24 protein-coding genes are annotated in these 25,063 nt (G+C 71.0%); 12 read left to right on the top strand and 12 right to left on the bottom strand.

Annotation, left to right across the window (positions count from 1 at the left end):
- Nucleotides 1-45: 45 nt before the first annotated feature.
- Entirely contained in the window at nt 46-1,275 is a 1,230-nt protein-coding gene (locus tag AC3E6M_RS00120) for a glycosyltransferase family 4 protein (protein ID WP_171024296.1), read from the top strand.
- A complete protein-coding gene (locus tag AC3E6M_RS00115) occupies nt 1,272-2,282 on the top strand; it encodes a glycosyltransferase (protein WP_138175416.1) in 1,011 nt (336 codons plus the stop codon). Before AC3E6M_RS00120 ends, AC3E6M_RS00115 begins: the two co-directional genes overlap by 4 nt.
- Before the next feature lie 34 nt (nt 2,283-2,316).
- On the opposite strand, the gene AC3E6M_RS00110 is transcribed toward AC3E6M_RS00115, so the two are convergent.
- The 4 genes from AC3E6M_RS00110 to AC3E6M_RS00095 are packed head-to-tail and all read right to left on the bottom strand — an operon-like array spanning nt 2,317 to nt 6,159.
- Entirely contained in the window at nt 2,317-3,264 is a 948-nt protein-coding gene (locus AC3E6M_RS00110; RefSeq protein ID WP_138175418.1) for a PDR/VanB family oxidoreductase, read from the bottom strand.
- Nucleotides 3,261-3,890 (bottom strand): helix-turn-helix domain-containing protein, encoded by a 630-nt coding sequence (locus AC3E6M_RS00105; RefSeq protein WP_138175420.1) that lies wholly within the window; start codon nt 3,888-3,890, stop codon nt 3,261-3,263. The genes AC3E6M_RS00110 and AC3E6M_RS00105 overlap by 4 nt, the downstream gene beginning before the upstream one ends.
- Complete coding sequence (locus AC3E6M_RS00100; RefSeq protein ID WP_252370980.1) at nt 3,887-5,215, bottom strand: amidohydrolase family protein; 1,329 nt, start codon at nt 5,213-5,215, stop codon at nt 3,887-3,889. The genes AC3E6M_RS00105 and AC3E6M_RS00100 overlap by 4 nt, the downstream gene beginning before the upstream one ends.
- Entirely contained in the window at nt 5,182-6,159 is a 978-nt protein-coding gene (locus AC3E6M_RS00095) for an XdhC family protein (protein ID WP_138175422.1), read from the bottom strand. Before AC3E6M_RS00095 ends, AC3E6M_RS00100 begins: the two co-directional genes overlap by 34 nt.
- Before the next feature lie 51 nt (nt 6,160-6,210).
- Between AC3E6M_RS00095 and AC3E6M_RS00090 the strand changes: the two genes are divergently transcribed.
- The 6 genes from AC3E6M_RS00090 to AC3E6M_RS00065 all read left to right on the top strand — a co-directional run bounded on the left by AC3E6M_RS00090 (nt 6,211) and on the right by AC3E6M_RS00065 (nt 13,221).
- Nucleotides 6,211-6,807: a nucleotidyltransferase family protein gene (locus AC3E6M_RS00090; protein ID WP_138175463.1), complete on the top strand. Its 597-nt coding sequence runs from the start codon at nt 6,211-6,213 to the stop codon at nt 6,805-6,807.
- A gap of 205 nt (nt 6,808-7,012) precedes the next feature.
- The gene (gene chvE, locus AC3E6M_RS00085) at nt 7,013-8,131 is read left to right on the top strand and encodes a multiple monosaccharide ABC transporter substrate-binding protein (protein ID WP_138175424.1); all 1,119 of its coding nucleotides are present in this window, start codon (nt 7,013-7,015) and stop codon (nt 8,129-8,131) included.
- 75 nt (nt 8,132-8,206) lie between these two features.
- Nucleotides 8,207-9,736, top strand: coding sequence for a multiple monosaccharide ABC transporter ATP-binding protein (gene mmsA, locus AC3E6M_RS00080; RefSeq protein ID WP_138175426.1), 1,530 nt, complete (start codon nt 8,207-8,209; stop codon nt 9,734-9,736).
- Between the two features lie 5 nt (nt 9,737-9,741).
- The gene (gene mmsB, locus AC3E6M_RS00075; protein WP_138175428.1) at nt 9,742-10,962 is read left to right on the top strand and encodes a multiple monosaccharide ABC transporter permease; all 1,221 of its coding nucleotides are present in this window, start codon (nt 9,742-9,744) and stop codon (nt 10,960-10,962) included.
- Nucleotides 10,963-11,052: 90 nt separating this feature from the next.
- Nucleotides 11,053-12,264 carry an ROK family protein gene (locus AC3E6M_RS00070; RefSeq protein WP_138175430.1) on the top strand — a complete coding sequence of 404 codons (1,212 nt, stop codon included), beginning with the start codon at nt 11,053-11,055 and terminating at the stop codon, nt 12,262-12,264.
- A 129-nt stretch (nt 12,265-12,393) separates the two neighbouring features.
- The gene (locus AC3E6M_RS00065) at nt 12,394-13,221 is read left to right on the top strand and encodes a lytic transglycosylase domain-containing protein (RefSeq protein ID WP_252370981.1); all 828 of its coding nucleotides are present in this window, start codon (nt 12,394-12,396) and stop codon (nt 13,219-13,221) included.
- A gap of 7 nt (nt 13,222-13,228) precedes the next feature.
- Here the strand turns inward: AC3E6M_RS00065 and AC3E6M_RS00060 are convergent, their stop codons facing one another.
- The 7 genes from AC3E6M_RS00060 to purS form a co-directional block, all read right to left on the bottom strand.
- Complete coding sequence (locus tag AC3E6M_RS00060) at nt 13,229-14,152, bottom strand: 2-hydroxyacid dehydrogenase (protein WP_252370982.1); 924 nt, start codon at nt 14,150-14,152, stop codon at nt 13,229-13,231.
- Nucleotides 14,149-15,609 (bottom strand): FAD-dependent oxidoreductase, encoded by a 1,461-nt coding sequence (locus AC3E6M_RS00055; protein ID WP_171024297.1) that lies wholly within the window; start codon nt 15,607-15,609, stop codon nt 14,149-14,151. Before AC3E6M_RS00055 ends, AC3E6M_RS00060 begins: the two co-directional genes overlap by 4 nt.
- 2 nt (nt 15,610-15,611) lie before the next feature.
- Nucleotides 15,612-16,100, bottom strand: a complete 489-nt coding sequence (locus AC3E6M_RS00050; RefSeq protein ID WP_138175434.1) for an ureidoglycolate lyase — start codon at nt 16,098-16,100, stop codon at nt 15,612-15,614.
- A gap of 63 nt (nt 16,101-16,163) precedes the next feature.
- Nucleotides 16,164-16,892, bottom strand: coding sequence for a GntR family transcriptional regulator (locus AC3E6M_RS00045; RefSeq protein WP_171024298.1), 729 nt, complete (start codon nt 16,890-16,892; stop codon nt 16,164-16,166).
- A 31-nt stretch (nt 16,893-16,923) separates the two neighbouring features.
- Entirely contained in the window at nt 16,924-18,366 is a 1,443-nt protein-coding gene (locus tag AC3E6M_RS00040) for a response regulator transcription factor (RefSeq protein WP_138175438.1), read from the bottom strand.
- A 219-nt stretch (nt 18,367-18,585) separates the two neighbouring features.
- Nucleotides 18,586-19,293: a phosphoribosylformylglycinamidine synthase subunit PurQ gene (gene purQ / locus AC3E6M_RS00035; RefSeq protein ID WP_490528731.1), complete on the bottom strand. Its 708-nt coding sequence runs from the start codon at nt 19,291-19,293 to the stop codon at nt 18,586-18,588.
- A complete protein-coding gene (purS, locus tag AC3E6M_RS00030) occupies nt 19,290-19,538 on the bottom strand; it encodes a phosphoribosylformylglycinamidine synthase subunit PurS (protein WP_138175442.1) in 249 nt (82 codons plus the stop codon). The genes purQ and purS overlap by 4 nt, the downstream gene beginning before the upstream one ends.
- A gap of 207 nt (nt 19,539-19,745) precedes the next feature.
- On the opposite strand from purS, the gene AC3E6M_RS00025 reads away from it, so the two are divergent.
- The 4 genes from AC3E6M_RS00025 to AC3E6M_RS00010 all read left to right on the top strand — a co-directional run bounded on the left by AC3E6M_RS00025 (nt 19,746) and on the right by AC3E6M_RS00010 (nt 24,668).
- Nucleotides 19,746-21,023: an ABC transporter substrate-binding protein gene (locus AC3E6M_RS00025; RefSeq protein ID WP_138175444.1), complete on the top strand. Its 1,278-nt coding sequence runs from the start codon at nt 19,746-19,748 to the stop codon at nt 21,021-21,023.
- A 155-nt stretch (nt 21,024-21,178) separates the two neighbouring features.
- On the top strand, nt 21,179-22,270 hold the full coding sequence (locus AC3E6M_RS00020) for a carbohydrate ABC transporter permease (protein ID WP_138175446.1): 1,092 nt from the start codon (nt 21,179-21,181) through the stop codon (nt 22,268-22,270).
- The gene (locus AC3E6M_RS00015; protein ID WP_138175449.1) at nt 22,267-23,172 is read left to right on the top strand and encodes a carbohydrate ABC transporter permease; all 906 of its coding nucleotides are present in this window, start codon (nt 22,267-22,269) and stop codon (nt 23,170-23,172) included. Before AC3E6M_RS00020 ends, AC3E6M_RS00015 begins: the two co-directional genes overlap by 4 nt.
- A 29-nt stretch (nt 23,173-23,201) precedes the next feature.
- The gene (locus tag AC3E6M_RS00010) at nt 23,202-24,668 is read left to right on the top strand and encodes a glycoside hydrolase family 1 protein (RefSeq protein ID WP_490528729.1); all 1,467 of its coding nucleotides are present in this window, start codon (nt 23,202-23,204) and stop codon (nt 24,666-24,668) included.
- Nucleotides 24,669-24,835: 167 nt separating this feature from the next.
- Here the strand turns inward: AC3E6M_RS00010 and AC3E6M_RS00005 are convergent.
- The coding region (locus AC3E6M_RS00005; protein WP_490528728.1) for a hypothetical protein at nt 24,836-25,063 on the bottom strand (228 nt) is incomplete at its 5' end.

The following is a 25,063-nucleotide window of genomic DNA, read 5'->3' as shown; positions in this document are numbered from 1 at the left end:
ACGCTGGTTCTTCGTGCCGACCGCGCGGCACGAAGGGGAGGGTGCATGCGGATCGTCTGTCTGTCGCCGGTCGTCCCGTACGACGGCATCCCGCACGCGGGCGGCCAGTACCTGCTGCGTCACCTCCGGACGCTGCGGGAACTGGGGCATCGCGTCACCGTCGTGTCGTTCGACGACCGCGACAACCGCGCCGCGGCGGACCACCTGGTGGATGCCGTCGATGTCGTGCTCGTGCCGGCATCGCGGCCGCGCCGCCCGTTCGCCCGCCGCCTCGTCGAGGGGATCGAGCGCCAGGAGCAGCGACTGTTCCCGGTGCGCCCGGTGGCCCGGCGGCGTCGCGCCCTCCGGCGCAGCCGCGCGGCGCGGGCGGTGCTCGCGGCGGCCGACGTCATCGAGTACCAGTGGACCGAGTCCGGGTGGTTCGGCGTGCGTCGCCGACCGACCGGCGCCCCGCGCCGCATCGTCGTCGCCCACGACGTCCTGCTGCAGAGTTACGAGCGCTTCCTCGCCGCCGCCCCGGGGCCGCCGTGGCATCCGCGGGTGCTTCTCGCGCGCTGGCGGCGGTGGAGCGTGCACCGCGACGAGCGTCGCGTCTACCGCCGCGCCGACGCCGTGCTCACCTTCAGCGCGAAGGACGCCGCTCTCGTGCACCGCGCCGCCGGAGCGCCGGTCCGCGCGGTCGTCGTCCGTCCGCCGCTCGCGGACGGGGTGGAGTCGTGCGTGCGCGGGGGCGATCCCGCCCCCACCGTGCTCTTCGTCGGGGCCTTCGATCGCTCGGTGAACTCCGAGGCGGCGGTGTGGACCATGACCGACATCGCGCCGTGGGTGCTCGAGGTGAACCCCTCCGTGCGCTTCGTGTTCGCCGGCGCGCGTCCGACCGACGAGATGCGCCGCATCGCCGCCACGCGTCCCGGCGCGTTCGTCGTCACGGGTCGCCTCGAGTCGCTCGACGTCGCGTACGCCGAGGCCGACGTCGTGCTCGTGCCGCTGCGGGCCGGAGCCGGGGTGAAGTTCAAGACCGTCGAGGCGATGCTCCGCGGCATCCCGGTGGTCTCGACGGGTGTCGGGATCGAGGGCATCGTCGGCGACGGCATCCGCGCGTACGCCGTCGCCGACGATGCCCGCGGCCTCGCAGCGGCGATCGTGCGCGCCTTGGCCGATCCCGTCGGCGCGCGCCGCGACGCCGCCCGCTCGCGCGACGCCGTCGCGGACGAATTCTCGGGGGCCGCCTTCCGGCGCGCCCTGACGGACGTGTACGGAGGACCGACACCGTGACCGACTCCCGCCCCACTGTCGCCGGCGCCACGGTGACGTACGGCTCCCGCCACGTCTCGTGCCTCGCCGTCGTCGCCCGCATGATCGACGCCGGGGTCGCCCCGGTCGTGATCATCGACAACGGCTCCACGCCCGTGTCGGCCGCCGCGCTCGACGCCGCTGCTGCGGCCGGCGCGGGGCGCATCGTCGTGCACCGGATGCCACGCAACGAAGGATCGGCGCCCGCGTTCGGTGCCGCGATCGCCCGCGCGCGCGATCTCGGCACCGATTACGTGTGGCTGCTCGACGACGACAACTTGCCCGAACCCGGGGCCCTCGACCGGCTCCTGGCGGCGGATCAGGCGCTGCGCGCCGCCGGCCACGACCTCACCGCGGTCGCGCCGCTCCGCGTTCCGGACGGCGAGCCGGCCACGATCGCCGAGGTCGTCGCGGCGGAGCGCGCGCGTGAGAGTCCCCGCGAGGCGGTCTCGTTCGCGGGGGTCGAGGCGGGTCTGTTCGCGCGGCGCTTCCTCGAGCGCGTCGGTCTGCGGCGCCCCCGTCGGCGAGTGGCGGGGACGGATCTCGCCTACGCGCCGTACGGCGGACTGCTCGCCCGGGCCGATGTCCTCCGCCGCATCGGCCTGCCGCGCGCCGACTTCGTGCTCTACGGCGACGACCTCGAGTACACCTCGCGCATCCGCGCGGGCGGCGGGCGCCTCGTCCTGGTCCCCGATGCGGTCGTGGTGGATCCTCGCGGCGAACGGTGGATGCCGCCGGGGTTCGAGGTGCGCGCGATGTTCCTGTCGACGAACCCCGCGCTGCTGTACTACTTCCTCCGCAATCGCCTCCACCGCGAGCTCGGCACGGGGCGACGGTGGAGCGTGCCCCGCGCCGCGAACGGCGCGCTGTTCCTCGCGCTGTGCCTCGCGTGCGCGGCCGCGACGCGGCGGTGGCGGCCGATGCGCGTCATCCGCCGCGCCGTCGCGGACGCGGTGTCCGGCCGCGCGGGCCGTCGGGTGGAGATCTAGCCGCTCTGGGGTGAGTCTGCGGGTGAGGCCGGGGTCACAGCTCCAGCGTGATGCGCGGGCACGCCGCGCGCGAGACGCACAGCATCATCGTGCGGTTCGCCTCCTGCTCCTCGGGTGACAGCACCGAGTCGCGGTGCTCGACCTCGCCGTCGATCACGGGGACCTCGCACGTGCCGCACGTGCCCACGCGGCAGCTCGAGGGCACGACCGCGCCGTACTCCTCGACGACCTCGAGGATCGACTTCTCGGGCGGGACCGTCACGGTCAGCCCCGACATCATGAGGTCGACTTCGAACGGCTCGGTCCACACCGGAGGACCCAGCACTTTCGCCTCGAAGCGCTCGACGTGGAGGCTCCCGCGCGGCCAGCCCGCCATCGTGGCATCCAGCGACTCCAACAGACGGGCGGGGCCGCACGCGTAGACCACCGCGCGCGACACCGGGGTACCCAGGCGGGACGCCAGATCGAGGCGTCGGCCCTCGTCCGTCGCGTAGACCTCGACACGGTCGCCGTACTGCTCGACGAGGTCGCCCGCGAAGGCCATCGTGCGCCGCGAGCGGCCCGCGTACAGCAGCGTCCACGGTGCCCCCGCAGCCTCGGCGGCTTCGATCATCGCGATGAGCGGCGTGATCCCGATACCGCCGGCGACGAACACGTACGACCGGCCCGCGGTCGGGGCGAAGAGGAAGTGGTTGGCCGGGCCCCGCACGCGCAGCGCGGTCCCCGGGTGGGCGTTCTCGTGCAGCCACACCGACCCCTCGCGCTCGCGCAGGACGCCGATCCGCCACGTGCCGCGGTCGGCGGGCGAGCCGCACAGCGAGTACTGCCGCTCCACGCCGCCGGGCAGGACGACGTCGATGTGCGCCCCGGGCGACCAGTGCGGAAGCGCGCCCCCGGCACGCTCGAGGTCGAGCACGACGATGCCGTCGGCCGCGTCCCGACGCGCGCGCACCGTCACCTCGAACGTCAGACCACCGCTCATGTCTCTCCTTCGACGGGCTCGGCGGGGGAGCCGTGCACCAGTTCCTTCACGATCAGCAGCCGGTAGGGCGTTCCGCCGGGCGAATGCCACCGGTGCGGGGTGCCCGAGCGGCAGTACACCGAGTCGCCGACGGCGAGCGTGGTCTCACCGAACGGGCCGAGCGAGATCACGATCGACCCCTCTAGCACGGTGAGGAACTCGTCCTCGTCGTGGACGTAGTGGTCGCCCGGTTCGGTGTTGGCCCCGGTGAACTCCATCGGTTCGAAGCGGCGCGGGCCCTCGGCGAGCATGCGCGCGCTGCCTTCGGCATACGGCCCGACGAGTCCCTCGTCGGCGCGCACGAACGTCGGATGCGCCTTCTCGTCGGGACGCGGCGGCTCGGAGGCGGCGATGAGTTCGACGCGGCTCGTGCCCAGTGCCCGGGCCAGCCGCTCCAGGCTCGCCATGCTCGGACGAGCGAGACCGCGCTCGAGCTGGCTGAGGAACGGATGCGACAGGGCGGCCGCTTCGGCGAGCTGGGTCAGGGTGAGTCCGCGCGCCTTGCGCAGACCGCGCAAGTGCGCGCCGAGGCGCTCATCGCCGGTGGTGGGATCGTCGGCGGGGATCGCGGGGGCCATGGTGGTCATCGTCCCACCCTCTCGAACAGTCGCGCGGTGATCTCGTCCTCGTCGGCGGAGACGAGTCGCCCGTCCTCGACGACGACGCGACCCGCGACGACCACCGTGCGCGGCCGCCGCCCGGGCGCGGCCCACAGCAAGCCCGCGACGCGATCGGCGACCCCGGCGTCCGCGACGCCCGTGACGTCCCACAGACACAGGTCCGCGGCCGACCCCGGTGTCAGGCGCCCGAGCTCGGGTCGTCCGAGGCCGTCCGCCGAGCCCGCCGTGGCCATCGCCAGCACGGCGGTGGCCGCCAGTTGCGGTCCCACGAGCGCCGAGACCTGCAGCGCGAGCCGGGCGTCGGCGAGCAGATGACCGGCGTCGTTGCTGCCGCCCCCGCTCGTCCCGAGTCCCACCGGGATGCCGGCATCCCGCAGCTTCGCGACGGGCGCGACGCCCCACCCCATCGGCACATCGCAGCCGGGGGCGTGGGTCGCGGTGACTCCGGCCGCGGCGATCCGGGCGATCTCGTCGTCGGTGACACCGCACAAGTGCGCGAGCGTCACGTCGGGGGCGAGCCAGCCCCAGTCCTCCAGCAGGTCGAGCGGACGTCGCCCGTACTTCTGCTGCGCGATCTCGACGTCCACGACCTCGTTCGCCTGCGTGCGCCGCCGCAGCCCGCGGCGCGCAGCCACCTCGGCGAGCAGGGTGAAGGTCTCGCGCGGGTCGCTGTGCACGCCCGCGGGCCCCACGGCGACCTGGAGCATCCCGTCGGGGGTCACGCCGGCGGGGCATCCGTCCACGAGCGCGGCCGCGATCGCCTCGGCCGAGAGGGCGGCTTCCTCCGGGTCGTCCCGCGCGGCTCCGCGTACGAACGCCAGCCGGGCGCCCAGACCGGCCGCGGCCTCCGCGGCGGCCCGCGCCATGCCGACCGTGTCGGCTCCGGACGGCCACGTGAGGTGGTGGTCGGCGACCGTGGTGACGCCGCTCAGCAGGGCTTCGGCGAGTCCTGCGCGCGCGGCGATCCCGGTGAGTCCGGGGTCTATACCCGCCGCGGCATATGCCGCCGCCATCGCGGGCAGCCACTCCCGCATCGGGATGCCACGGGTGCCCGGCAGCGTGCGGAACGCGGTCTGCAGCAGATGGTGGTGGGCGTTGACGAGACCCGGCGTGACGACGCACCCGGACGCGTCGATCACGGTCGCGTCGGCCGGGGCGGCGATGTCGACGATCCGCCCGTCGACGCACACCACGTCGCCGGTGCGAACGCGCCCCTCGGACTCGACGACGGCCACCGCGTCGCGGATCACGAGCGCCGTCATCGGGCCGGCACCGGTTCCGGGAGTGCACACGCCGCCGTCGTCGTGGTGTGCAGCGGTCCGTCCCCGGAACGCAAGGGTCGAGCGCTCCTGCCGGCGCGGGCCGCGACGATCTCGGCGACGACCGACAGCGCCGTCTCCTCGGGGGTCTGCGCCCCCAGGTCCAGGCCGAGGGGGGAGTGCAGCCGCGAGAGCTCGGCGTCCGTCACCCCCGACTGCGTCAGCAGCTCCGCGCGGCGTGCCACGGTCGCGCGCGAGCCCATCGCGCCGACGAACCCGACGGGCAGCCGCAGGGCCGCGCGCAGGGCGGGGACGTCGAGCCGCTCGTCGTGGGTGAGGACGCAGACGGCCGTGCGGTCGTCGGGGGCCTCGAGGGACGCGAGGTACTCGTGCGGCGGTGCCACGACGAGCTCGTCGGCCTCGGGGAAACGCTCCGGCGTGATCAGCAGGGCCCACGCGTCGCACACGGTCACCGCGAACCCGGCCGCCGCGCCCAGACGGCACAGCGCCGCCGCGTGCTCACCGGCGCCGAGCACGATGAGGCGGGGCCGGGCGGGGCGGTGCAGTCGCAACGGGATGCCGTCGTCGAGGGCGAGGTCCAGAGTGCTTTCGCGGCCGGCGGCCGCATCGATCAGGGCCGCGCGCACGCGGGGGTCGTCGCCGTCGATCGGGTAGGCGGCGACCTCGACCGCCCCGCCGCAGGCGAGGCCCGCGGCCACGACGGCGTCGTCGGGACCGACGAACCCGAAGCGTCCGCGACGCACCGACCCCGATCGCAACGCGTCGAGGCCGAGCATCACCGCGTCGCCCTCGACGCAGCCGCCCGAGATCGATCCGATCACCCGCGCGTCGGCCGTCACGGCCAGGGTGGCGCCGACTCCGCGCGGCGCACTGCGCACGACCCGGGTGACCGTGACCGCCGCGACGGGCACTCCCGACTCGAGAAGGGGCAGCAGTTCGGCGGCCAGTTCGAGCATGCTGGCGACCGTATCCGCGCCGTGTTTCGCGCACGCTACGCTGTCGTGACCATGCCCGCCGAGCCCTCGTCCGACGCCGCGGGGACGACGCACGAGGCCTCGCCCGCGGGCCTCGTGCTGGCCGCCGGAGCCGGTCGACGCTTCGGTGGACCCAAGGCGCTCGCGCGCGACCCCGATGGCATCCCGTGGGTCGAGAAGGCCGTCCGCGCGCTGCGCGACGGCGGCTGCGATCCGGTCGTCGTCGTCCTCGGCGCCGGCGCCGACGAGGCCGCGGGTCTCGTCCCGCACGGGGTCCGGATCGTGCGGGCCGCGGCATGGTCGAAGGGGGTCTCGGCGTCGCTGCGCGCGGGCTTGGAGGCCGTGGCATCCACGTCCGCTCCGGCCGTCGTCGTGGTGCCCGTCGACACCCCGGAGCTGCCCGCTGCGGCCGTCGCCCGCCTGGCGCGACGCGCGCGCCCGGGAGCCCTCGCGTCCGCGACCTACGCCGGAGCCCCCGGCCATCCCGTGCTGATCGGGCGCGCGCACTGGGACGCGCTCGCCGCCGGAGTTCGCGGTGACGTCGGTGCCCGCCCGTACCTCCGAGGGCACGGTGCGGCCGCCGTGGATTGCGGCGACCTCTGGTCGGGCGCGGACCGCGACGAGCGCTGACACCGGACGTCCGTTACGCGTTCGTTGCTTTCGGGAAGCGGGGAGGCCCTGGACAAACGCGCGGACCCGGGGATATGTTCACGGAGCCGTCATAATTACGACGGAGCCAGGAAGCCGGGACGAGGACGTGCCCGATCCGACGCCGCGGAGGGCGCCGGGCACGACCACGGGGGTCCCTGCAGTTCAGAGAGGAACGCAGATCACAATGCTGAAGAAAATCCTGACCGGTGCGGCCATCGCGGCGCTCGCCGTGAGCCTCGGAGCCTGTAGCTCCACGCGCCCCGCCGACGGTGGCGGAGACGCCGCCGGGGGCAGCGGCGAATGCAACGTCGGAATCGCGATGCCGACCCGCAGCCTCGAGCGCTGGATCAACGACGGTGAGCAGCTCCAGAAGAAGCTCACCGACGCGGGCTGCACCGTCGACCTGCAGTACGCCGACAACAAGACGGACCAGCAGATCAGCCAGATCCAGAACCAGATCTCGGGTGGCGCGAAGATCCTCGTGATTGCCGCGATCGACGGTTCGACGCTCGGCCCCGTTCTGGAAGAGGCCAAGTCGCAGAACGCCACCGTCATCGCCTACGACCGTCTCATCAACGGCAGCGAGAACGTCGACTACTACGCCACGTTCGACAACTACAAGGTCGGTACCCTCCAGGGGCAGTACATCGAGGAGCAGCTCGGACTGAAGGACGGCAAGGGCCCCTTCAACCTCGAGCCCTTCGCCGGCAGCCCCGACGACAACAACGCCAAGTTCTTCTTCGCCGGTGCCTGGGACGTTCTCCAGCCGTACGTCGAGAAGGGCCAGCTCGTCGTCCCGAGCGGCAAGTCGCCCGCCAACGACGACGCGTGGGCGAGCATCGGCATCCAGGGCTGGGCCTCCGACAAGGCGCAGGCCGAGATGGACAACCGCCTCTCGTCGTTCTACGGCGACGGCAAGAAGGTCAACGTCGTCCTGTCGCCCAACGACAGCCTCGCGATCGGCATCGAGGCATCCCTCAAGTCGGCCGGCTACACCGCCGGTGCGGACTACCCGATCATCACGGGTCAGGATGCCGACAAGGCCAACGTCAAGGCGATCCTCGATGGTCTCCAGTCCATGACGGTCTGGAAGGACACCCGCGCGCTCGGTGACCGCGTCTTCACGATGGTCCAGGAGATCAAGGACGGCAAGACGGTCGAGGTGAACGACACCGAGACCTACGACAACGGCAAGAAGGTCGTCCCGTCGTACCTCCTCACGCCGGAGGTCGTCGTCAAGGCCGACGTGCAGTCCAAGCTCATCGACTCGGGCTTCCTGAAGGCCTCCGACGTCGGGCTCTGATCCACTTCTGCGGCGGGGCGGGTTCGCCCGCCCCGCCGCTCTATCTGTCGCCGCGCGGCGACGGAGGGAGACACCATGACCGAACCGATCCTGCGCATGTCGGGGATCTCGAAGTCGTTCAACGGCATCCCGGCGCTCGCCGACGTCTCAGTCGACGTGCACCGCGGTGAAGTGCACGCGATCTGCGGCGAGAACGGTGCCGGCAAGTCGACGCTGATGAAGGTGCTGAGCGGGGTCTACCCGGCCGGCAGCTTCGAGGGCACGATCACCCTGGAGGGCCAGCCGGTCGCCTTCCGCTCGATCAACGACAGCGAGGCCGCCGGCATCGTCATCATCCACCAGGAGCTGGCCCTCAGCCCCTACCTCTCGATCGCCGAGAACATCTTCCTCGGCAACGAGAAGGCCAAGCGCGGCGTCATCGACTGGAACGCCACGAACGCCGCCGCCGCCGACCTGCTCAAGCGGGTGGGGCTCCGCGAGAACCCGGCTACCAAGATCTACGAGATCGGCGTCGGCAAGCAGCAGCTCGTCGAGATCGCGAAGGCGCTGGCCAAGGAGGTCAAGCTCCTGATCCTCGACGAGCCGACCGCCGCCCTCAACGACGACGACTCCGCGCACCTGCTCGACCTCATCGATCAGCTGCGCGACCAGGGGATCACCTGCATCATCATCAGCCACAAGCTGAAGGAGGTGCTGCGCATCGCCGACCGCATCACGATCATCCGCGACGGGCGCACCATCGAGACGATGGAGCGGGACGACCCCGAGACCGACGAGGGCCGCATCATCCGCGCGATGGTCGGTCGCGACCTCAACAGCTTGTTCCCGCCGCGCGAGCCCGACATCGGCGACGAGCTGTTCCGCGTCGAGCACTGGACCGTGCACCACCCCGTCGACACGGAGCGCGTGGTCATCGACGACGCCTCCTTCATGGTGCGCGCGGGCGAGATCGTCGGCTTCGCCGGTCTCATGGGCGCCGGTCGCACCGAGCTCGCCATGAGCATCTTCGGGCGCATGTACGGCACGGGCATCTCGGGCGAGGTGTACAAGAACGGGCAGCAGATCGACGTGCGCACCGTCGACGCGGCCATCAAGCAGGGCATCGCGTACGCCACCGAGGACCGCAAGCGGTACGGCCTCAATCTCATCGGCGACATCCAGGTCAACGTCTCGGCCGCAGCGCTGTCGCGCCTCGCGCGCCTCGGCGTCGTCGACCGCTACCGCGAGTACAAGGTCGCCGACTCGTACCGCTACAAGATGAACATCAAGGCGCCCAGCGTCGCCGCGATCACCGGACGTCTCTCCGGCGGGAACCAGCAGAAGGTCGTCCTGTCGAAGTGGATGTTCACGGGTCCCGACGTGCTCATCCTCGACGAGCCCACCCGTGGCATCGACGTCGGGGCCAAGTACGAGATCTACGGCATCATCAACGAACTCGCGGCCCAGGGAAAGGCCGTCATCGTCATCTCGTCGGAGCTGCCCGAGGTCATCGGCCTCTCCGACCGCATCTACACCATCTCCGAGGGGCGCATCACGGCCGAGGTCAGCCGTGCGGATGCCACCCAGGAGACGCTCATGCGGCACATGACCGCCGGAAGGAACTGACTGCAATGGCCACCGCATCCACCCAGACCGTCGAGGCTCCGACCCAACCCGGACCCCGGCGCCGCGGCCTGCTGGCGCGCATCAACTTCCGCCAGTTCGGCATCCTGGCCGCCCTGGTCATCATCATCGTGCTGTTCCAGGTGCTGACCGGCGGGCGCCTGCTCATGCCGGGCAACGTCAACAACCTCATCCAGCAGAACGCCTACGTCCTGATCCTCGCGATCGGCATGGTCATGGTGATCATCGCCGGCCACATCGACCTGTCGGTCGGATCCGTGGTGGCGATGGTCGGCGCGATCGCGGCGATCGCGATGAACCAATGGGGTCTGCCCTGGTTCATCGCGGTGATCCTCTCGCTCATCGTCGGCGCGATCGTCGGCGCGTGGCAGGGCTTCTGGGTCGCCTTCGTCGGGATACCGGCGTTCATCGTGACCCTCGCGGGCATGCTCCTCTTCCGCGGTCTCACGCTCGTGCTGCTCACCGGCGGCACGATCAGCGGTCTCCCCGACGGATTCACCGCGATCGGTGCCGGTTGGCTGCCGCCGCTGCTCGGCTACGTCGGCAACTGGGACAGCCTGACCCTCGTCCTCGGCGCGATCGCGAGCGTGCTCCTCATCGTGCAGCAGCTGCGCACCCGCGCCACGCTGCGTCGCCTCGAACTGCCTCGCGAGGTCGCGTGGTCCTTCTGGCTGAAGAACGCCATCGCCGTCGTGGCGATCATGGCCGTCGCGTTCACGATCGCCGCCTACAACGGCACCCCGATCGTGCTGATCATCCTCGCGGTGCTCGTGCTGGCGTACACGTTCGTGCTCAACCGCACGACCTTCGGTCGCCACATCTACGCCATGGGCGGCAACCTGTTCGCGGCCGTGATGAGCGGTGTGAAGACGAAGTGGGTCACGTTCTTCATCTTCGTCAACATGGGCGTGCTCGCCGGTCTCGCCGCCGTGGTCAGCACCGCCCGCGCCGGTGGTGCCGTGGCATCCGCCGGTCAGAACTACGAGCTGGATGCCATCGCGGCGGTGTTCATCGGTGGCGCCGCCGTCCAGGGTGGTATCGGAACGGTCGTCGGCGCCGTCGTCGGTGGTCTGGTGATGGGCGTGCTCAACATGGGCCTGTCCATTCTGAGCGTCGACGCGGCGTGGCAGATGGCGATCAAGGGCATCGTCCTGCTGCTGGCCGTGGCATTCGACATCTTCAACAAGCGACGCAACGGCGGTGTCTGATCGGGTGGGGAGCGCGGCGGTCGCGTCCGCTCCCCACGCCGGCGAAATCCGACGGGCGGGCAGTGCGAGAATGGCGGAGGTGCCCTCCTCATGACCCCTGCCGTGTTCGAGCCAGCGACGCCGCTCGCACCGCCCGCAGGTCGTACCACCAACGACCTGATCCGACAGCAGAACCTCGCGTCCGTGCTGTCGTTGCTCCACCTTCGGGGAGCGCTCTCACGCGCACAGCTCGGAGCCACGATCGGACTGAACCGGTCGACGGTCACGGGCCTGGTCATGGAACTGACCGAGCTAGGGCTCGTCCGCGAGGTCGCCGCCGGTGAACGCACGGGCAAGGTCGGTCGCCCCACCCTCGACATCGAGCCCGAGGATCACGTCTCGGCGCTGAGCGTGCGCGCCGAACCGCACGCGGTCACCGTGGCCCTGGTCGGGCTCGGGGGTGTGGTGCACGCGCGACTGCGCCACGACACCGCCAGCGCCCCCTCGCCCCGCCGGTTCGTCCAGATCGTCGCCTCGTCGGTCGAGGCGATGCGCGCCGACATCGACCGCCACTACCGCGTCGTCGGCGCGGGGCTCGCCGTGCCGGGGCTGGTGAACGCCAACGGCTCCGTCCTGGTGTCCCCGACGCTCGGGTGGAAGCGCGACCCGGTCGCCGCGCGGCTGAGCGACGAGCTCGGCATCGCCGTGTCGGCCGGCAACGACGCCAGCATCGGCGCGCTCGCCGAATCCCGCTTCGGCGTGGGGGTGGGGGTGTCGAACCTGCTCTACCTCGGCGGTGCGATGCACAGCATCGGGGGCGGCCTCATCATCGACGGCACGCTGCTGCGCGGGACCTCCGGCTACGCCGGCGAGCTCGGCCACACGGTGATCGATCCCCGGGGGCGCGCGTGCGTGTGCGGGCGGAAGGGCTGCCTCGAGGCCGAGGTGCGCCTCGACCTGCTCGAGCCGCTGCTCGGGCGTCGCAAGCTCGACGAGGACGAGCTCGACGTCGAGCTCGGCGTCGCCCGCGATCCCCGCGTCCTGGCCGAGGTGACCCGCCAGGTCGACGTGCTCTCGCTCGCCCTGACGAACTTCGTCAACGCCTTCAGCCCCGAGACGGTGGTGCTGTCGGGATACCTCGGCGCGCTGCTGTCGGTGAGCCGCGAGCGTCTGGCCGAGGCCGTGCGGGTGCATCCGCTCGGCGCCGAGGGGCGGACGATCCGCCTCGAGCGCGCCCACTTGCGCTCCCGACTCATGCTCATCGGTCCCGCGGAGCTCGCGTTCGCCGACCTGTTGGGCAATCCCGCCGGCTTCCGCGGCTGACACCGGCCCCCGGAGGACCGCGGGCGTGACGGCGCCGGCTCGACAGACCGCGTTCACCGGCGCGTCGATTCGCGGGGCTAGTCTCGCCACGGTGTTCGCCACCCGAGCGGACGCCGGGGGAGGGTCCGCGTGGATCTCGACGCTGACCGGGGACGTTCGTGGTTCTCGATGCTCGCCGTCGTCGTGGCGGTGCTGTTCGTCGGCATCGCCGTCGTGCTCGTCGTGTCGGCGCAGGCCGCCGGACGCGAGCGCCCGCTCGAGGACCGCACCGCCGCCGTCCCGGCTCCCGTCGAGATCGCGACGACGGTGAATCCGGATGCCTCGACCACCGCAGACGTCGGTGAGGCGCCGGAGGCGGATCCCGCTCCGGCCGCGGCCCCGTCGAGCGTCCGCCCCGTCGTCGCCGACCCGTCCTGGACGGCACGGACCGCCGCGGCCACCGGCATCCCGGAACGTGCACTGCGCGCCTACGCGTCGAGCGCGCTCACCGTGCAGAGCGAGCAGCCCGCGTGCGGTCTCGGCTGGAACACCCTCGCGGGGATCGGGGCGATCGAGTCCGCGCACGGCACGCATTCGGGCGGCGGCCTCGACGCCGCCGGGTATCCGCAGCCCGCGATCCGCGGCATCCCGCTCGACGGCAGCGCGAGCGCCGCGATCGCCGACACCGACGGTGGCGAATGGGACGGGGATGCCGTCTGGGATCGCGCCGTCGGACCGCTGCAGTTCATCCCGGCCACGTGGCAGCGGTGGGGTGCCGACGGCAACGGCGACGGACGTGCCGACCCGAACCAGATCGACGACGCCGCGCTCGCGGCCGGGCGCTACCTGTGCGCCGCCGGCGAGATGACGAGCGCGGCCGGCTGGCGGCGCGCGATCTTCTCGTACAACCACCTCGACAGCTATGTCGACGACGTCGCGGCGGCGGCCAACGCCTTCGCCGCGCGCGCCGCCGGCTGACGCCGGGTCAGCCGCGCAGCACCACGTTCTCGGGCTCCTCGCCCGCGAGGAAGTGGTCGATCTGGCGACGCACGAGACGCGCGATGCGGGGGCGCATCGCGCCGGTGGCTCCGCCCACGTGCGGGGCGATGAGCACGCCCTCCAGCGCCCACAGCGGGTGATCGGCGGGCAGCGGCTCGGGGTCGGTGACATCGAGCGCCGCGCGCAGCCGGCCGCGGCGCACGTGGTCGACCAGGGCGTCGGTGTCGATGACGGGACCGCGCCCGACGTTCACGACGAGCGCGCCGTCGGGCAGGGCCGAGAGTGCTTCGTCGTCGACGAGGTGATGCGTCTTGTCGCCGCCGGGCAGCGACACGATGAGCACGTCGGTGGCGGCGAGCACGTCGTACAGCTCGCCGAGGGGCAGCACCTCGACGTCGTCCTGCAGGCGACCGTGCGAGGCGACGCCGCGCAGCTGGACCTCGAAGGGCTTCAGGCGCGCGGCGATCGCGCGGCCGACGCCACCGAACCCGAGCAGGGTCACGCGCGCGTCGGCGAGTCCCGGCATCCACGTGCCCTTCCACTCGCCGCGGTCCTGGGCGCGCACGAAGTCCGGCAGGGCGCGCTGGGCGGCCAGGGTCAGAGCGACGGCGAGCTCGGCGGTGGCCGTCTCGTGCACGGTCGTGGCATTGGCGAACACGGTGCCGGCGGGAAGGCGGCCCTCGACGTTGTCGTAGCCGATCGACTGGCCCTGCACGAGCCGGGTCGTCACGTCGGCCAACCGGGCGATCACGCCGTCCATGGACATGTACGGGGGGACCACGATGTCGATGTGCGGGCGCGGTGCGGGCTCCTTCATGTCCCACACGAGCACCTCGACCCCCTCCGGGAGGGGCATCAGGTCATCACGCAGCTGCGAAGTGGGCACGGATACGACGAGCGAGGCGGTCACCCGCTCCACGCTACCGCTGCGTCCGCGGGGGCGGGCCGACGGCCGATGTGTACGCCGACCGGCACGTCGTACGCGAGGTACTCGGTCAGCAATGCGTCGGCATCCCGCTCGAAGAGACGTCGCGACAGGGCCGCGGCGAGCTTCGTGGCCCCGCCGACGAGCCCCGGGATCTGGTGGCTCAGCATTCCCTCGCTCAGGCGCGCGCCGTGGTTGAACATGTGGATGCGCGACAGCGCCGAGGCATCGGGGGCACTCCGGCTCACCAGGCCGAAGTCGCCGTCGAGGTACGGGAAGGCTGCGAGACCGGGGTTCTGCGCCACCTGCGCGGGGGTCAGACGGTCGCTCCACACGGTGGCATCCCCCGCGACCGCCGCGAGTTCGGGCCGCCGCGCCAGGTCGGCGACGATCCCCGTCGCAGCGATCACGAGGTCGTAGCGATGGATGCCGTGCGGCGTCGTCACGACGACCTCGCTGCCGTCCCACTCGACGCGCTGCCACGGCGACGACGTGCGGAACCGGAAGCCGTCGAAGGCGTGGGCGCGCCAGATCGCGTTCTGGGTCGCCGGCTGGTCGACGGCCGAGAGGTGCACGTTGAACGCCCACTTCTGCGCGTCGGTGAAGGAGCCGTAGTTCTCGATGAGTCCGGCGAACTCCATCCACCGGTAGGGGCTGACCTGGGGCATCGCGGGGCGGCGCATGTGCACGTCGACGGACGCCGCGCCGTGCTCGAGCGCCGTCGCAGCGTTGTCGAAAGCACCGGTGCCGGCGCCGAGGATGCCGATACGCGCGCCGTCGAGCGCGGCGAAGTCGATCGCGTCGTGGGTGTGGCGCACGCGCTCCCGCGGCAACGCGTCGAGCAGCGCGGGCACGTGCCGGCCGCCGGCCCCCTCGATGCCCGTCGCGAGTACGACGTGGCGGGCCAGCAGGATCCAGCTACCGTCCGGGCCGTCCAGCCCCACGCGGAGCGGGCCGTCCGGGGTCGTCGGGGTGATCGCGGTCACCGTGGTCGATCCGATGGTCGCGATCCCCGAGACCTCGCGGTACCACTGCAGGTATCCCTGCCATGCGACGGTCGGGAAGTACGCGATGTCGTGCCAGGCGGCCTCGCCGTACACCGCCTCGAACCAGGCACGCGGGCTCACGGCCGGGACGCCCCACGTGGGCCACGCGATGTCCTTCGGCGTCCGCAGCGTGTGCATCCGCGCGTAGGTGGTCCAGGGGCCGGTCGCGTGCGCCGGGGCCGCGTCCAGCACCACGACGTCGTCGACTCCGCGCCGGCGGAGCCCGCGGGCCAGCACGAGGCCGGCTTGGCCGGCACCGACGATGACGACCGGGTGCTCGCCGTCGCGCTCGCCGACCCACCCGCGGCCGTCGCCCGCACTGAGCGCCTCCTGGTGGGCGGCCTCCTGTTCGAGTGCGGCGAGGCGGGCGGTCGCGTCGGGGAGTGGTTCGAGCACGATCACTCGACGACGACGCGGACGCCGTACGCGTCGTCGAGCCGGAAGTTGTGGTGGTCCACGACGTTGGTGTCGTCGAGCTCGAGGTTGACGAAGTCCATGCTCGGCTCGGCGAAGAACGGACCCGCGTGCCACGTGCCCTTGAGCATCGTGATCGCGGTGCGGGGCGGGATGCGGAACGCGCGCAGGTCGTCGAGGCTCGGCTCCTCGATGCCCGCGGGAGCGACGGCGATCGTCCACTCCACGTCGCCGACGGCCATGAGGGTCTGGGTCGTGTCGAGGTGCCGCGTGACGCGGGTGAACTCGGGCGTCTTGTCGTCGAGGGCCATCAGGTAGAAGCGCGGGATGCCGCCCGACACGTCGAGCACGGCTTCTTCGGACGTGAAGGGCGTGCCATCGGCCATCGGGGTGAGCGCGACGCCGAAGGGGGCGAACCCTTCGGCGGTGACGGTCTCGGCGGTCAGGCGGTGGAGGGGCAGCGGCTCGGTCATGGTCCGACCGTACGCCTGTCAGACAAGTCATCGAACAACTTGTCTGACACGTTCACAACGTCGTTACGACCCCGAAACGCCCCGCTCGTGACGCACGCGCCGGATGAGGGCGTTGCGCAGCCCCGACGGGGCCGACACCTGCACTTCGCGCGACCAGTACCCGACGTCGTCGCCCGTCCCGTACCCGCAGTACGTCATCTCGACCACCGGGGCTCCGGGTGTCGTCGCCAGCAGCGCCGCGCGCTCGGCATCCAGACTCACCGCGTCGACCCACAGCGTCTCCCACGCGACCCGGATGCCGTTGGCCTCCTCGGCCAGCTCGAACACCGGTCGCCGCGGGTCGAGCTCGACCTCGCGCGCGAGCGGGACGAGATCTTCGGCCAGGGCGTAGGGCGCCCCGTCCACCCGCCACACCTTGACTGTCCGCAGCACGCGCGTGCCGTCCGGCAGGTCGTCGAAGCGGCCCGGATCGCCCGCGCGCAGCACGCGCACCTCGGATGCCGCGAGCTCGAGCAGCGGCTCGTATCCGGCGGAGCGAATGGACAGCGAGTGGTCGAACTGCTCGTCGATCCGCCGCCCGACGTCCGGCAGCCGCCGGTTCGGCGTCGTGCGCGTCCCCTGCGTGCGGTGGACGTATCCGCGTTCCTCCAGCCGTACGAGCGCCTCGCGCACCGAGGCGCGGCTGGCTCCGGTCAACTCGGCGAGCCGTGGCTCGGACGGGAGGGTGTCGAGGTCGCCGCTCCACAGTGCGAGGATCCGGTCGATCACGGCATCCTGGTCCGTCGCGCGCATGGGCCCCCTCGTTCGCGGCGAGCCCTCGGGGTCACTCGTGCGGACGCTGCAGCACCTCGACGGCATCCTCCCGGCTCGACACCCCCAGCTTGCCGTAGATCGAGCGCACCTGGGACTTCACGGTGTTCACCGACACGTTCCGCGCCCGCGCGATCTCGTGCATGCCGAGGCTCGATGTGAGCAGGTGCGCGAGCTCGCGCTCGGTGCTGGTGAGGGTGGCGAGGACGTCGGTGTCGGTGGATCGCGCGGCGATCGCCGGCAGCATCCGTCGCATCATCGCCACGGTCGGCGCGAGGTCCGCGTTGTGCGCGGCGACCAGATCGAGCAGGCGGTCGGTGTCGGCGAACGGGATCATGAGGAACGGCGTGACCGAGCCGCCGGTGCGCTGGATCAGCATCACCGCCGCCTCCATGCTCTGCACGGCGCGCTTCTCGCTGCCCAGACGCAGGAAGGCCACGGCCCTCCGTGTCAGCAGCGGCGTGAGGGTGCGCAGGCAGTGCTCGTCGTGCAGGGCGACGCACGCGTTCGTGGTCTCGATGACCTCGCGCTCGCGACCCATCTGCAACAGGGTCGCAGCGCGCTGCATCGGGAAGCACACCGCGTGCCCCGGGTGCGTGACGGCGTGCGACAGCACGGCCAGGGCCTCGTCGAACTCGCCCTGCGCGGTGAGCATGTCGGCGTGCAGGCCCAGCAGCAGTTCGCGGACGATCCGGAAGCTGCGGCTGCGACCGGAACCGTGCAGCATCTCCCAGGTCTTGGCCAGACCTTCGGTGATGTCGCGCTCGACGAACATCGTCGTGACCCGGATCATGCCGGCGCAGAAGGCCCAGTACGGATCTTCGGGCTGGGCGTGCTCGAGTTCGTCGGCGATCGCCCGCATGTGCGCGGTGTCGGCGCGGCTGACCGCGACCAGGCCGTCGCCCAGCAGCAGGCAGTGCGAGACGTCGGCGGACGCCCAGCCCTGATCGGCGAAGAGCTGCCGCCCTTCGGCGATCGCGTGCGCCGCGGCCGGGTACTCGGCGTTGAGGCCCAGGTTCAGTGCCTGCACGCTCAACGCGCGGTAGCGCTGCTCGGGCGTCTCGGCGAACAGCAGCGCCTCCGAGGCGTAATGTCCGCCGATCTGCGGCCAGCCGACGGCCGCGCAGTACTCCGCGACGCTCGCGAACAGCCCCGATCGCGCGGGGCCCGAGAGGGCGGTCGGGCGAGTGAGCCGCCCGGTGTCGAAGTACCGCGACACCAGTTCGATCCCGTCGCCGAGGGCATCGTTGCGGGCGCGCGCGACGAGCATCGCCGACAGCAGCATCGCGCGCGTGTCGGTCCACACCAGGGGTGCCGGTCCGGGCTCGGCCTCGGCCAAGAGGGACAGATGACGCGGCAACGGTTGACCGTGCCCCGGTTCCAGGCGCAGGGACGTGTGTGCCGCCGCCGCGCGGAGCGCCGCGCTCGGGCCAATGGAACCAGTGGAATCGCTCATGTGACCTCCGCCGGACGAGCGCGACCGCGCGGATGATGGTGCACAGCGATCGTGTCGTGGAATGACAGACACCCAGGACGGCGGTCGGACGCGGATTCGGGTTCGCGATCGGCCGCGGGAACGGCGGTCCCCCAAAGGCACGCCCCCCTTGCGAGGATATGCCAATCCATCCCCACGCGGGGGTCTTTGACGCCGAACGTATCGGTCGGCCGGTTCGCGTCAGGCGGCGGCGGCGACCACGGCGGAGATCGCCGAAGTGAAGAAGCCGAGGCCGTCGACACCCGAGCGCATGGCGGCCGGGGTGCCGGGGCCGAAGCCGGGCTCGACGGCGTGCTCGGGATGGGGCATGAGGCCCACGACGTTGCCGCGCTCGTTGGTGAGCCCGGCGATGTCGTCGAGCGAGCCGTTGGGGTTCACTCCGAGGTAGCGGAACGCGACGAGACCCTCGCCGTTGACGCGGGCCAGGGTCTCGGCATCCGCGATATATCCGCCGTCGGCATTCTTGAGCGGGATGACGATCTCGCCGCCTTCGTCGAACGCGTTGGTCCACGCGGTCGAGGCGTTCTCGACGCGCAGGCGCTGGTCGCGACGGATGAACTGCTGGTGCGCGTTGCGGATCAGGCCGCCGGGCAGCAGGTGCGCCTCGACGAGCATCTGGAAGCCGTTGCAGATGCCGAGGATCGGCATGCCCTGGGCAGCGGCATCCTTCACTTCGGACATGATCGGCGCGAACGCGGCGATGGCGCCGGCGCGCAGGTAGTCGCCGTAGCTGAAGCCGCCGGGGAGCACGAGGGCGTCGACGCCCCGGAGGTCGTGTTCGCCGTGCCACAGGGCGACGGGCTCGGCGCCGGCGAGACGGATCGCGCGCTGCGCGTCGCGATCGTCGAGCGAACCGGGGAAGGTGATGACCCCGATGCGCGTCGTCACTCGACGACCTCGATGTTCACGACGTCTTCGATGACCGCGTTCGAGAGCATCTCGTCGGCGAGCTCGCGCGCGCGGGCCAGGGTGGCCTCGTCGACCTCGCCCTCGACCGTGAGCTCGAAACGCTTACCGATGCGGACGTCCGTGAAGCGGTTCTCGCCCAGACGCGACAGAGCGCCGGCGACCGCCTTTCCCTGCGGGTCGAGAAGCTCGGCCTTGGGCATGACGTCGACGACGATGGTGGGCATTCCAGCTCCAGGTGTCGGAAAGGGCAGTGGATGCCATTCTACGGGGCTGTCCCCGCTCCTCCCGGACGTGTCTGGGGAGCGCTCTCTTGACAGCGTGGGAGCGATCCCATAGCGTCATCCCGATCGGTGAGAGCGCTCCCACGATTCAGAGGTCGAGGGGCGCCGCGCACAGGAGCACACCGATCACCCACCACGAAGGAGTGTCCAGTGAAATCACGTGCCCTGCGCCGTGCCGCCGTCGTCGCGGCCGTCGCCTCCACCTCCGCCCTCGTTCTGGCCGGTTGTTCCGGCAGCGGGGGCTCCGCCTCGGGCGGGAGCGACGGCGAGGTCACCCTCACCATCGCGACGTTCAACGACTTCGGCTACACCGACGCGCTCCTGCAGGAGTACATGGACGCGCACCCGAACGTGAAGATCGTCCACAACAAGGCCGCGACCAGCAACGAGGCCCGCGAGAACTACTTCCAGAAGCTCGGCAAGACCGGCCTCGCCGACATCGAGGCCATCGAGGTCGACTGGCTGCCCGAGGTCATGGAGTACGCCGACCTGCTGGCCCCCGTGCCCGACGACCTCAAGAGCCGCTGGCTCGACTACAAGGTCGAGGCCGCCACGAGCCCCGAGGGCAACCTCGTCGGCTACGGCACCGACATCGGCCCCGAGGGCGTCTGCTACCGCTCCGACCTGTTCGCGGCCGCGGGCCTCCCGACCGACCGTGCCGAGGTCGCCAAGCTCCTCCAGGGCGACTGGTCGACCTACTTCTCGGTCGGCGACCAGTACGTCGCCGCGACGGGCAAGGCGTTCTTCGACTCGGCCGGCGGCACCTACCAGGGTGCGATCAACCAGGTCGCCGCCGCCTACGAGGACCCCTCGAACGGCGAGATCACCGCCACCTCCAACCCTGAGGTGAAGAAGATCTACGACCAGGTCCTCAAGGCCAGCGCGACGCAGTCCGCACACCTGGGCCAGTGGTCCGACGACTGGTTCGCCGGTCTCTCCAACGGTGCCTTCGCCACGATGCTCTGCCCCGGCTGGATGCTCGGTGTCATCGAGGGCAACGCCCCCGACGTCACGGGCTGGGACATCGCCAACGTCTTCCCCGGCGGCGCGGGCAACTGGGGCGGGTCGTACCTGACCGTGCCCGGCAACGGCGCCAACGTGCAGGCCGCGCAGGAGCTCGCCGACTGGCTGACCGACCCCGAGACCCAGGTCAAGGCGTTCGAGAACGCCGGCACGTTCCCCAGCCAGACCGACGCCCTCAAGGCCGACGCGCTCCTGAGCAGCACGAACGCGTACTTCAACAACGCACCGGTCGGCGAGATGCTCTCCGAGCGCGCTCAGGCGGTGAAGGTGTCGCCGTACAAGGGCGCCTTCTACTTCCAGATCAACGACGCCATGCAGAAGGCGCTGACGCGTGTCGAAGACGGCACCCAGGACGCCTCCACCTCCTGGCAGCAGTGGGCAACCGAGGTCGACGCCCTGTCCTGACCCCAGCGAACGGATGCCAGGGGCTGCGGCTTCGGCCCCTGGCATCCGTCGCCCGTCCCCTTCTCGTTCTCGCGTGAGAGGTCAGAAATTGTCGCTTGCCCACATCCCAGGCGACACATTTTGACCCCTCACGCGGCAGAAACGGAGCACAGACCGTGACCAGCACACTCGAACGGCGCACCTCGACGGCTACGCCGTCATCGGGGGCGCGCGAGCCCCGGCGGGTGGGCTTCAGCAAGCGCCGCAGCGCGTGGGACCTGAAGCTCTCGCCCTACCTCTACATCTCGCCGTTCTTCATCCTGTTCGCGATCACGGGGCTGTTCCCCATCGCGTACACCGCGGTGATCTCTTTCATGGACTGGGATCTCGTCCGCAACTCGGGCGAGTTCATCGGCTTCGACCAGTACGCCTGGGTGCTCAGCCAGCCGAAGTTCTGGATCGCGCTGCGCAACACCTTCAGCATCTTCCTGCTCTCGAGCATCCCGCAGCTGATCCTCGCGATCTTCATCGCGGCGATGCTCGACCAGAACATCCGCGCCAAGACCTTCTGGCGCATGAGCGTGCTGATCCCTTACGTCATGGCGCCCGTGGCCGTCGCCCTCATCTTCAGCAACATGTTCGGCGACCAGTACGGCGTCGTGAACACCACGCTGCAGAGCCTCGGGCTACCGGCCATCCCGTGGCACTCCGACGCCTTCGCCAGCCACATCGCGATCGCCACGATGGTGAACTTCCGCTGGACCGGGTACAACACCCTCATCCTGCTCGCCGCGATGCAGGCCGTCCCCCGCGAGTACTACGAGGCCGCGACTGTCGACGGCGCGGGCAAGCCGCGGCAGTTCTTCTCGATCACGCTGCCGAGCCTGAAGCCCACCCTGATCTTCGTCATCATCACGTCCACCATCGGTGGTCTGCAGATCTTCGACGAGCCGCGGATGTACGACCAGTACGGCACCGGCGGCGCCGACAATCAGTGGCTCACGGTCACGCTGTGGCTCTACAACGTCGGTTGGGGGGAGTGGAACTTCGGCCGTGCGGCTGCGCTGGCCTGGATCCTGTTCCTCATCATCCTCGCCATCGGCGTGGTCAATCTGTTCATCACGCGCTCCCTCGTGCGCGACGAGGGCCGACGCGATACGCGGTCCCGTCGCGAGATGCGCGCCCAGGCGCGTGCCGCCAAGAAGGACCTGGAACGGGATGCCGAGACCTCGCGCCGTTCCGCCGCCGGAGAGGAGGCGGGTCGATGACCGCCGTCAACGCTGCACCCGTCCCGATCGCCGACCCCGACCTTCCGGCCAAGCCCCGCCGTCGTCCGCGCCCGGTGCGCGGCTCGCGGCCCGGGTGGGTCGTCTACACCGCACTCGGCGCGGTGCTGCTGGCCAGCGTCTTCCCCTTCTACTGGTCGCTGCTCATCGGCTCGGGGGACTCCTCGACGATCCGCGACGCCAACCGATCGTGGATCCCCGGCGGCAACTTCTTCGCCAACGCCGCCGCCGTCATGGGCGACCCGGCGGTCAACTTCTGGCCGGCGCTGCTGAACTCCATCATCAGCTCCGGGCTCATCGCGGCATCCGTGGTCTTCTTCTCCACCCTCGCGGGGTGGGCGTTCGCGAAGCTGAAGTTCCGCGGCGGACCGTGGCTGCTCGTCTTCGTCGTGGCCACGATGGCCGTGCCGACGCAGCTCGGTGTCGTGCCGCTGTACATCCTGTTCAGCGAGCTCGGGTGGACCGGGCAGCTCGGCGCGATCATCATTCCGGCGCTCACCAGCGCGTTCGGGGTGTTCTGGATGACGCAGTACCTCCGCCAGGCCGTGCCCGACGAACTCATCGAAGCGGCGCGCGTCGACGGCGCCAGCTCGTTCCGCACCTTCCTCACGGTGGGGGTGCCGGCCGCGCGGCCGGCGGCGGCGATGCTCGCCCTCTTCACGTTCGTGAGCGCCTGGAACAACTTCTTCTGGCCGTTCATCGTCCTGGACCGCCAGAACCCCACGCTGCCGGTGGCCCTGTCGCTGCTGCAGTCCAATTACTTCGTCGATTACTCGATCGTTCTGGCGGGCGTGCTCCTGTCGACGATCCCGCTGCTGCTGTTGTTCGTCTTCGCGGGCAAGCAGCTGGTCAGTGGCATCATGCAAGGGGCGGTCAAGGGATGACGCTTGCGCCCGCGGAAGGAACCCGATCCATGTCCCACACCCGAGCCTTTCCCGAGGGCTTCCTCTTCGGCGCGGCCACCGCGGCCTACCAGATCGAGGGCGCCGCGCTCGAGGACGGACGGAAGGCCTCGATCTGGGACACCTTCAGCCGCGTGCCCGACGCCGTCATCAACGGCGACAACGGTGACGTCGCCTGTGACCACTACCACCGGTACGGCGACGACGTGCAGCTCATGAAGCGCCTGGGCCTGCAGACCTACCGTTTCTCGACCTCGTGGTCGCGCGTGCGTCCCGACGGCGGCGCGCTCAACGCGAAGGGCGTCGACTTCTACGAGCGCCTCGTCGACGAGCTCTTGGATGCCGGCATCCTCCCGTGGCTGACCCTGTACCACTGGGATCTCCCGCAGGCGCTGGAGGATCGCGGCGGCTGGACCGTCCGCGAGACGAGCGACCGGTTCACCGAGTACGCGCTCGACATGCACGACGCCCTCGGCGACCGGGTGAACGTGTGGACGACGCTCAACGAGCCGTGGTGCTCGTCGTTCCTCAGCTACACCGCCGGTGCGCACGCGCCGGGGCACTACTCGCAGGCCGAGGGCATGCTCGCCGCCCACCACCTGCTGCTCGGCCACGGGCAGACGGTGCGGGAGCTCCGCGCGCGCGACGCGTCGCTCAACCTCGGGCTCACGCTCAACCTCACGGTGGCGGATGCCGTCGACCCGGCGAACCCCGCCGACCTCGATGCCGCGCGGCGCATCGACGGCCAGTTCAACCGGTGGTTCCTCGACCCGGTGTTCCGCGGCACCTACCCGGCCGACATCATCCAGGACTTCCGGAACGTGGATGCCGAGGCGGTGCGGCGCTGGCAGGACGCCGTGCGCCCGGGCGACCTCGAGGTCATTTCGACGCCCATCGACACGCTCGGTGTGAACTACTACCACGGCGAGTTCGTCGGCGGCACGCCGCCGCGCGTGAACCCGCCCGGGGGAGACGCCCCGACCGTGCGCCCGATCGCGTCGCCGTTCCCCGCGCACGAGAACCTGTACTGGCACGAGCGGGGCCTGCCGCGCACGACGATGGGCTGGGAGGTACAGCCCGAGGGGCTCACGCGCCTCCTCGCGCGCGTCAGCGACGAGTACTCGGCCGAGGCCGGCGTCGCCCTCTACGTCACCGAGAACGGTGCCGCCTACGACGACGTCCCGGGCGCGGAAGACGGCGAGACGCGCGTCCACGACACCGAGCGGGTGGAGTTCGTGGAGGCGCATCTCGCCGCCATCCTGGATGCCGTCGACCGCGGGGTCGACGTGCGCGGGTACTTCTACTGGTCGCTGCTGGACAACTTCGAGTGGGCCTGGGGCTACGAGAAGCGGTTCGGCATCGTCTACGTCGACTACGCGACGCAGGAGCGCTCCGTGAAGGACTCGGGGCTTGCGTACGCGCGGGTGATCGCGGAGCGGGCGCTGGTTAGCGAGCGAAGGGTGGTTGGGCTCGTCTGAGTCGTAGTTCGCACTCGGCCGCCGAGGGGCGGTAATCGGTAGCCAAGAGTTCCATCCCCGTAAGCCGACCCGCGGGACGGCGAGGTGAGCGCTGTCCCGCGGGGTCGGCTTACACCTGCGGTGTCGATCACGACCCGCACGTGCCACGAACTCAATGCCGAAGGGACTCAGCACACCCCCCTACGGGTGAAGCCGACCCAGCTGTTGGCCTCATTTTTTCCGACGCTGGCGATTCCGGTGGCTATTGTGGCACCGCTGTTGGCGGCGATGAGTTTCCCCTCAGGGGTGAGGAACCAGTCGGAGTAGACGTTGGTGGATCCGGCGGGGACGTTGATGGCGTCGCGGGGGGTGCTGTTGCCGCCGAAGTACCCGAATGATCCGTTGAGTCGGGTGAA

This window comes from Microbacterium sp. SCPM-O-B-15248 (M128), from assembly GCF_058214835.1.
The sequence above is the reverse complement of the archived record's forward strand: the minus strand, read 5'-3'. Positions and strand labels throughout refer to the sequence as shown.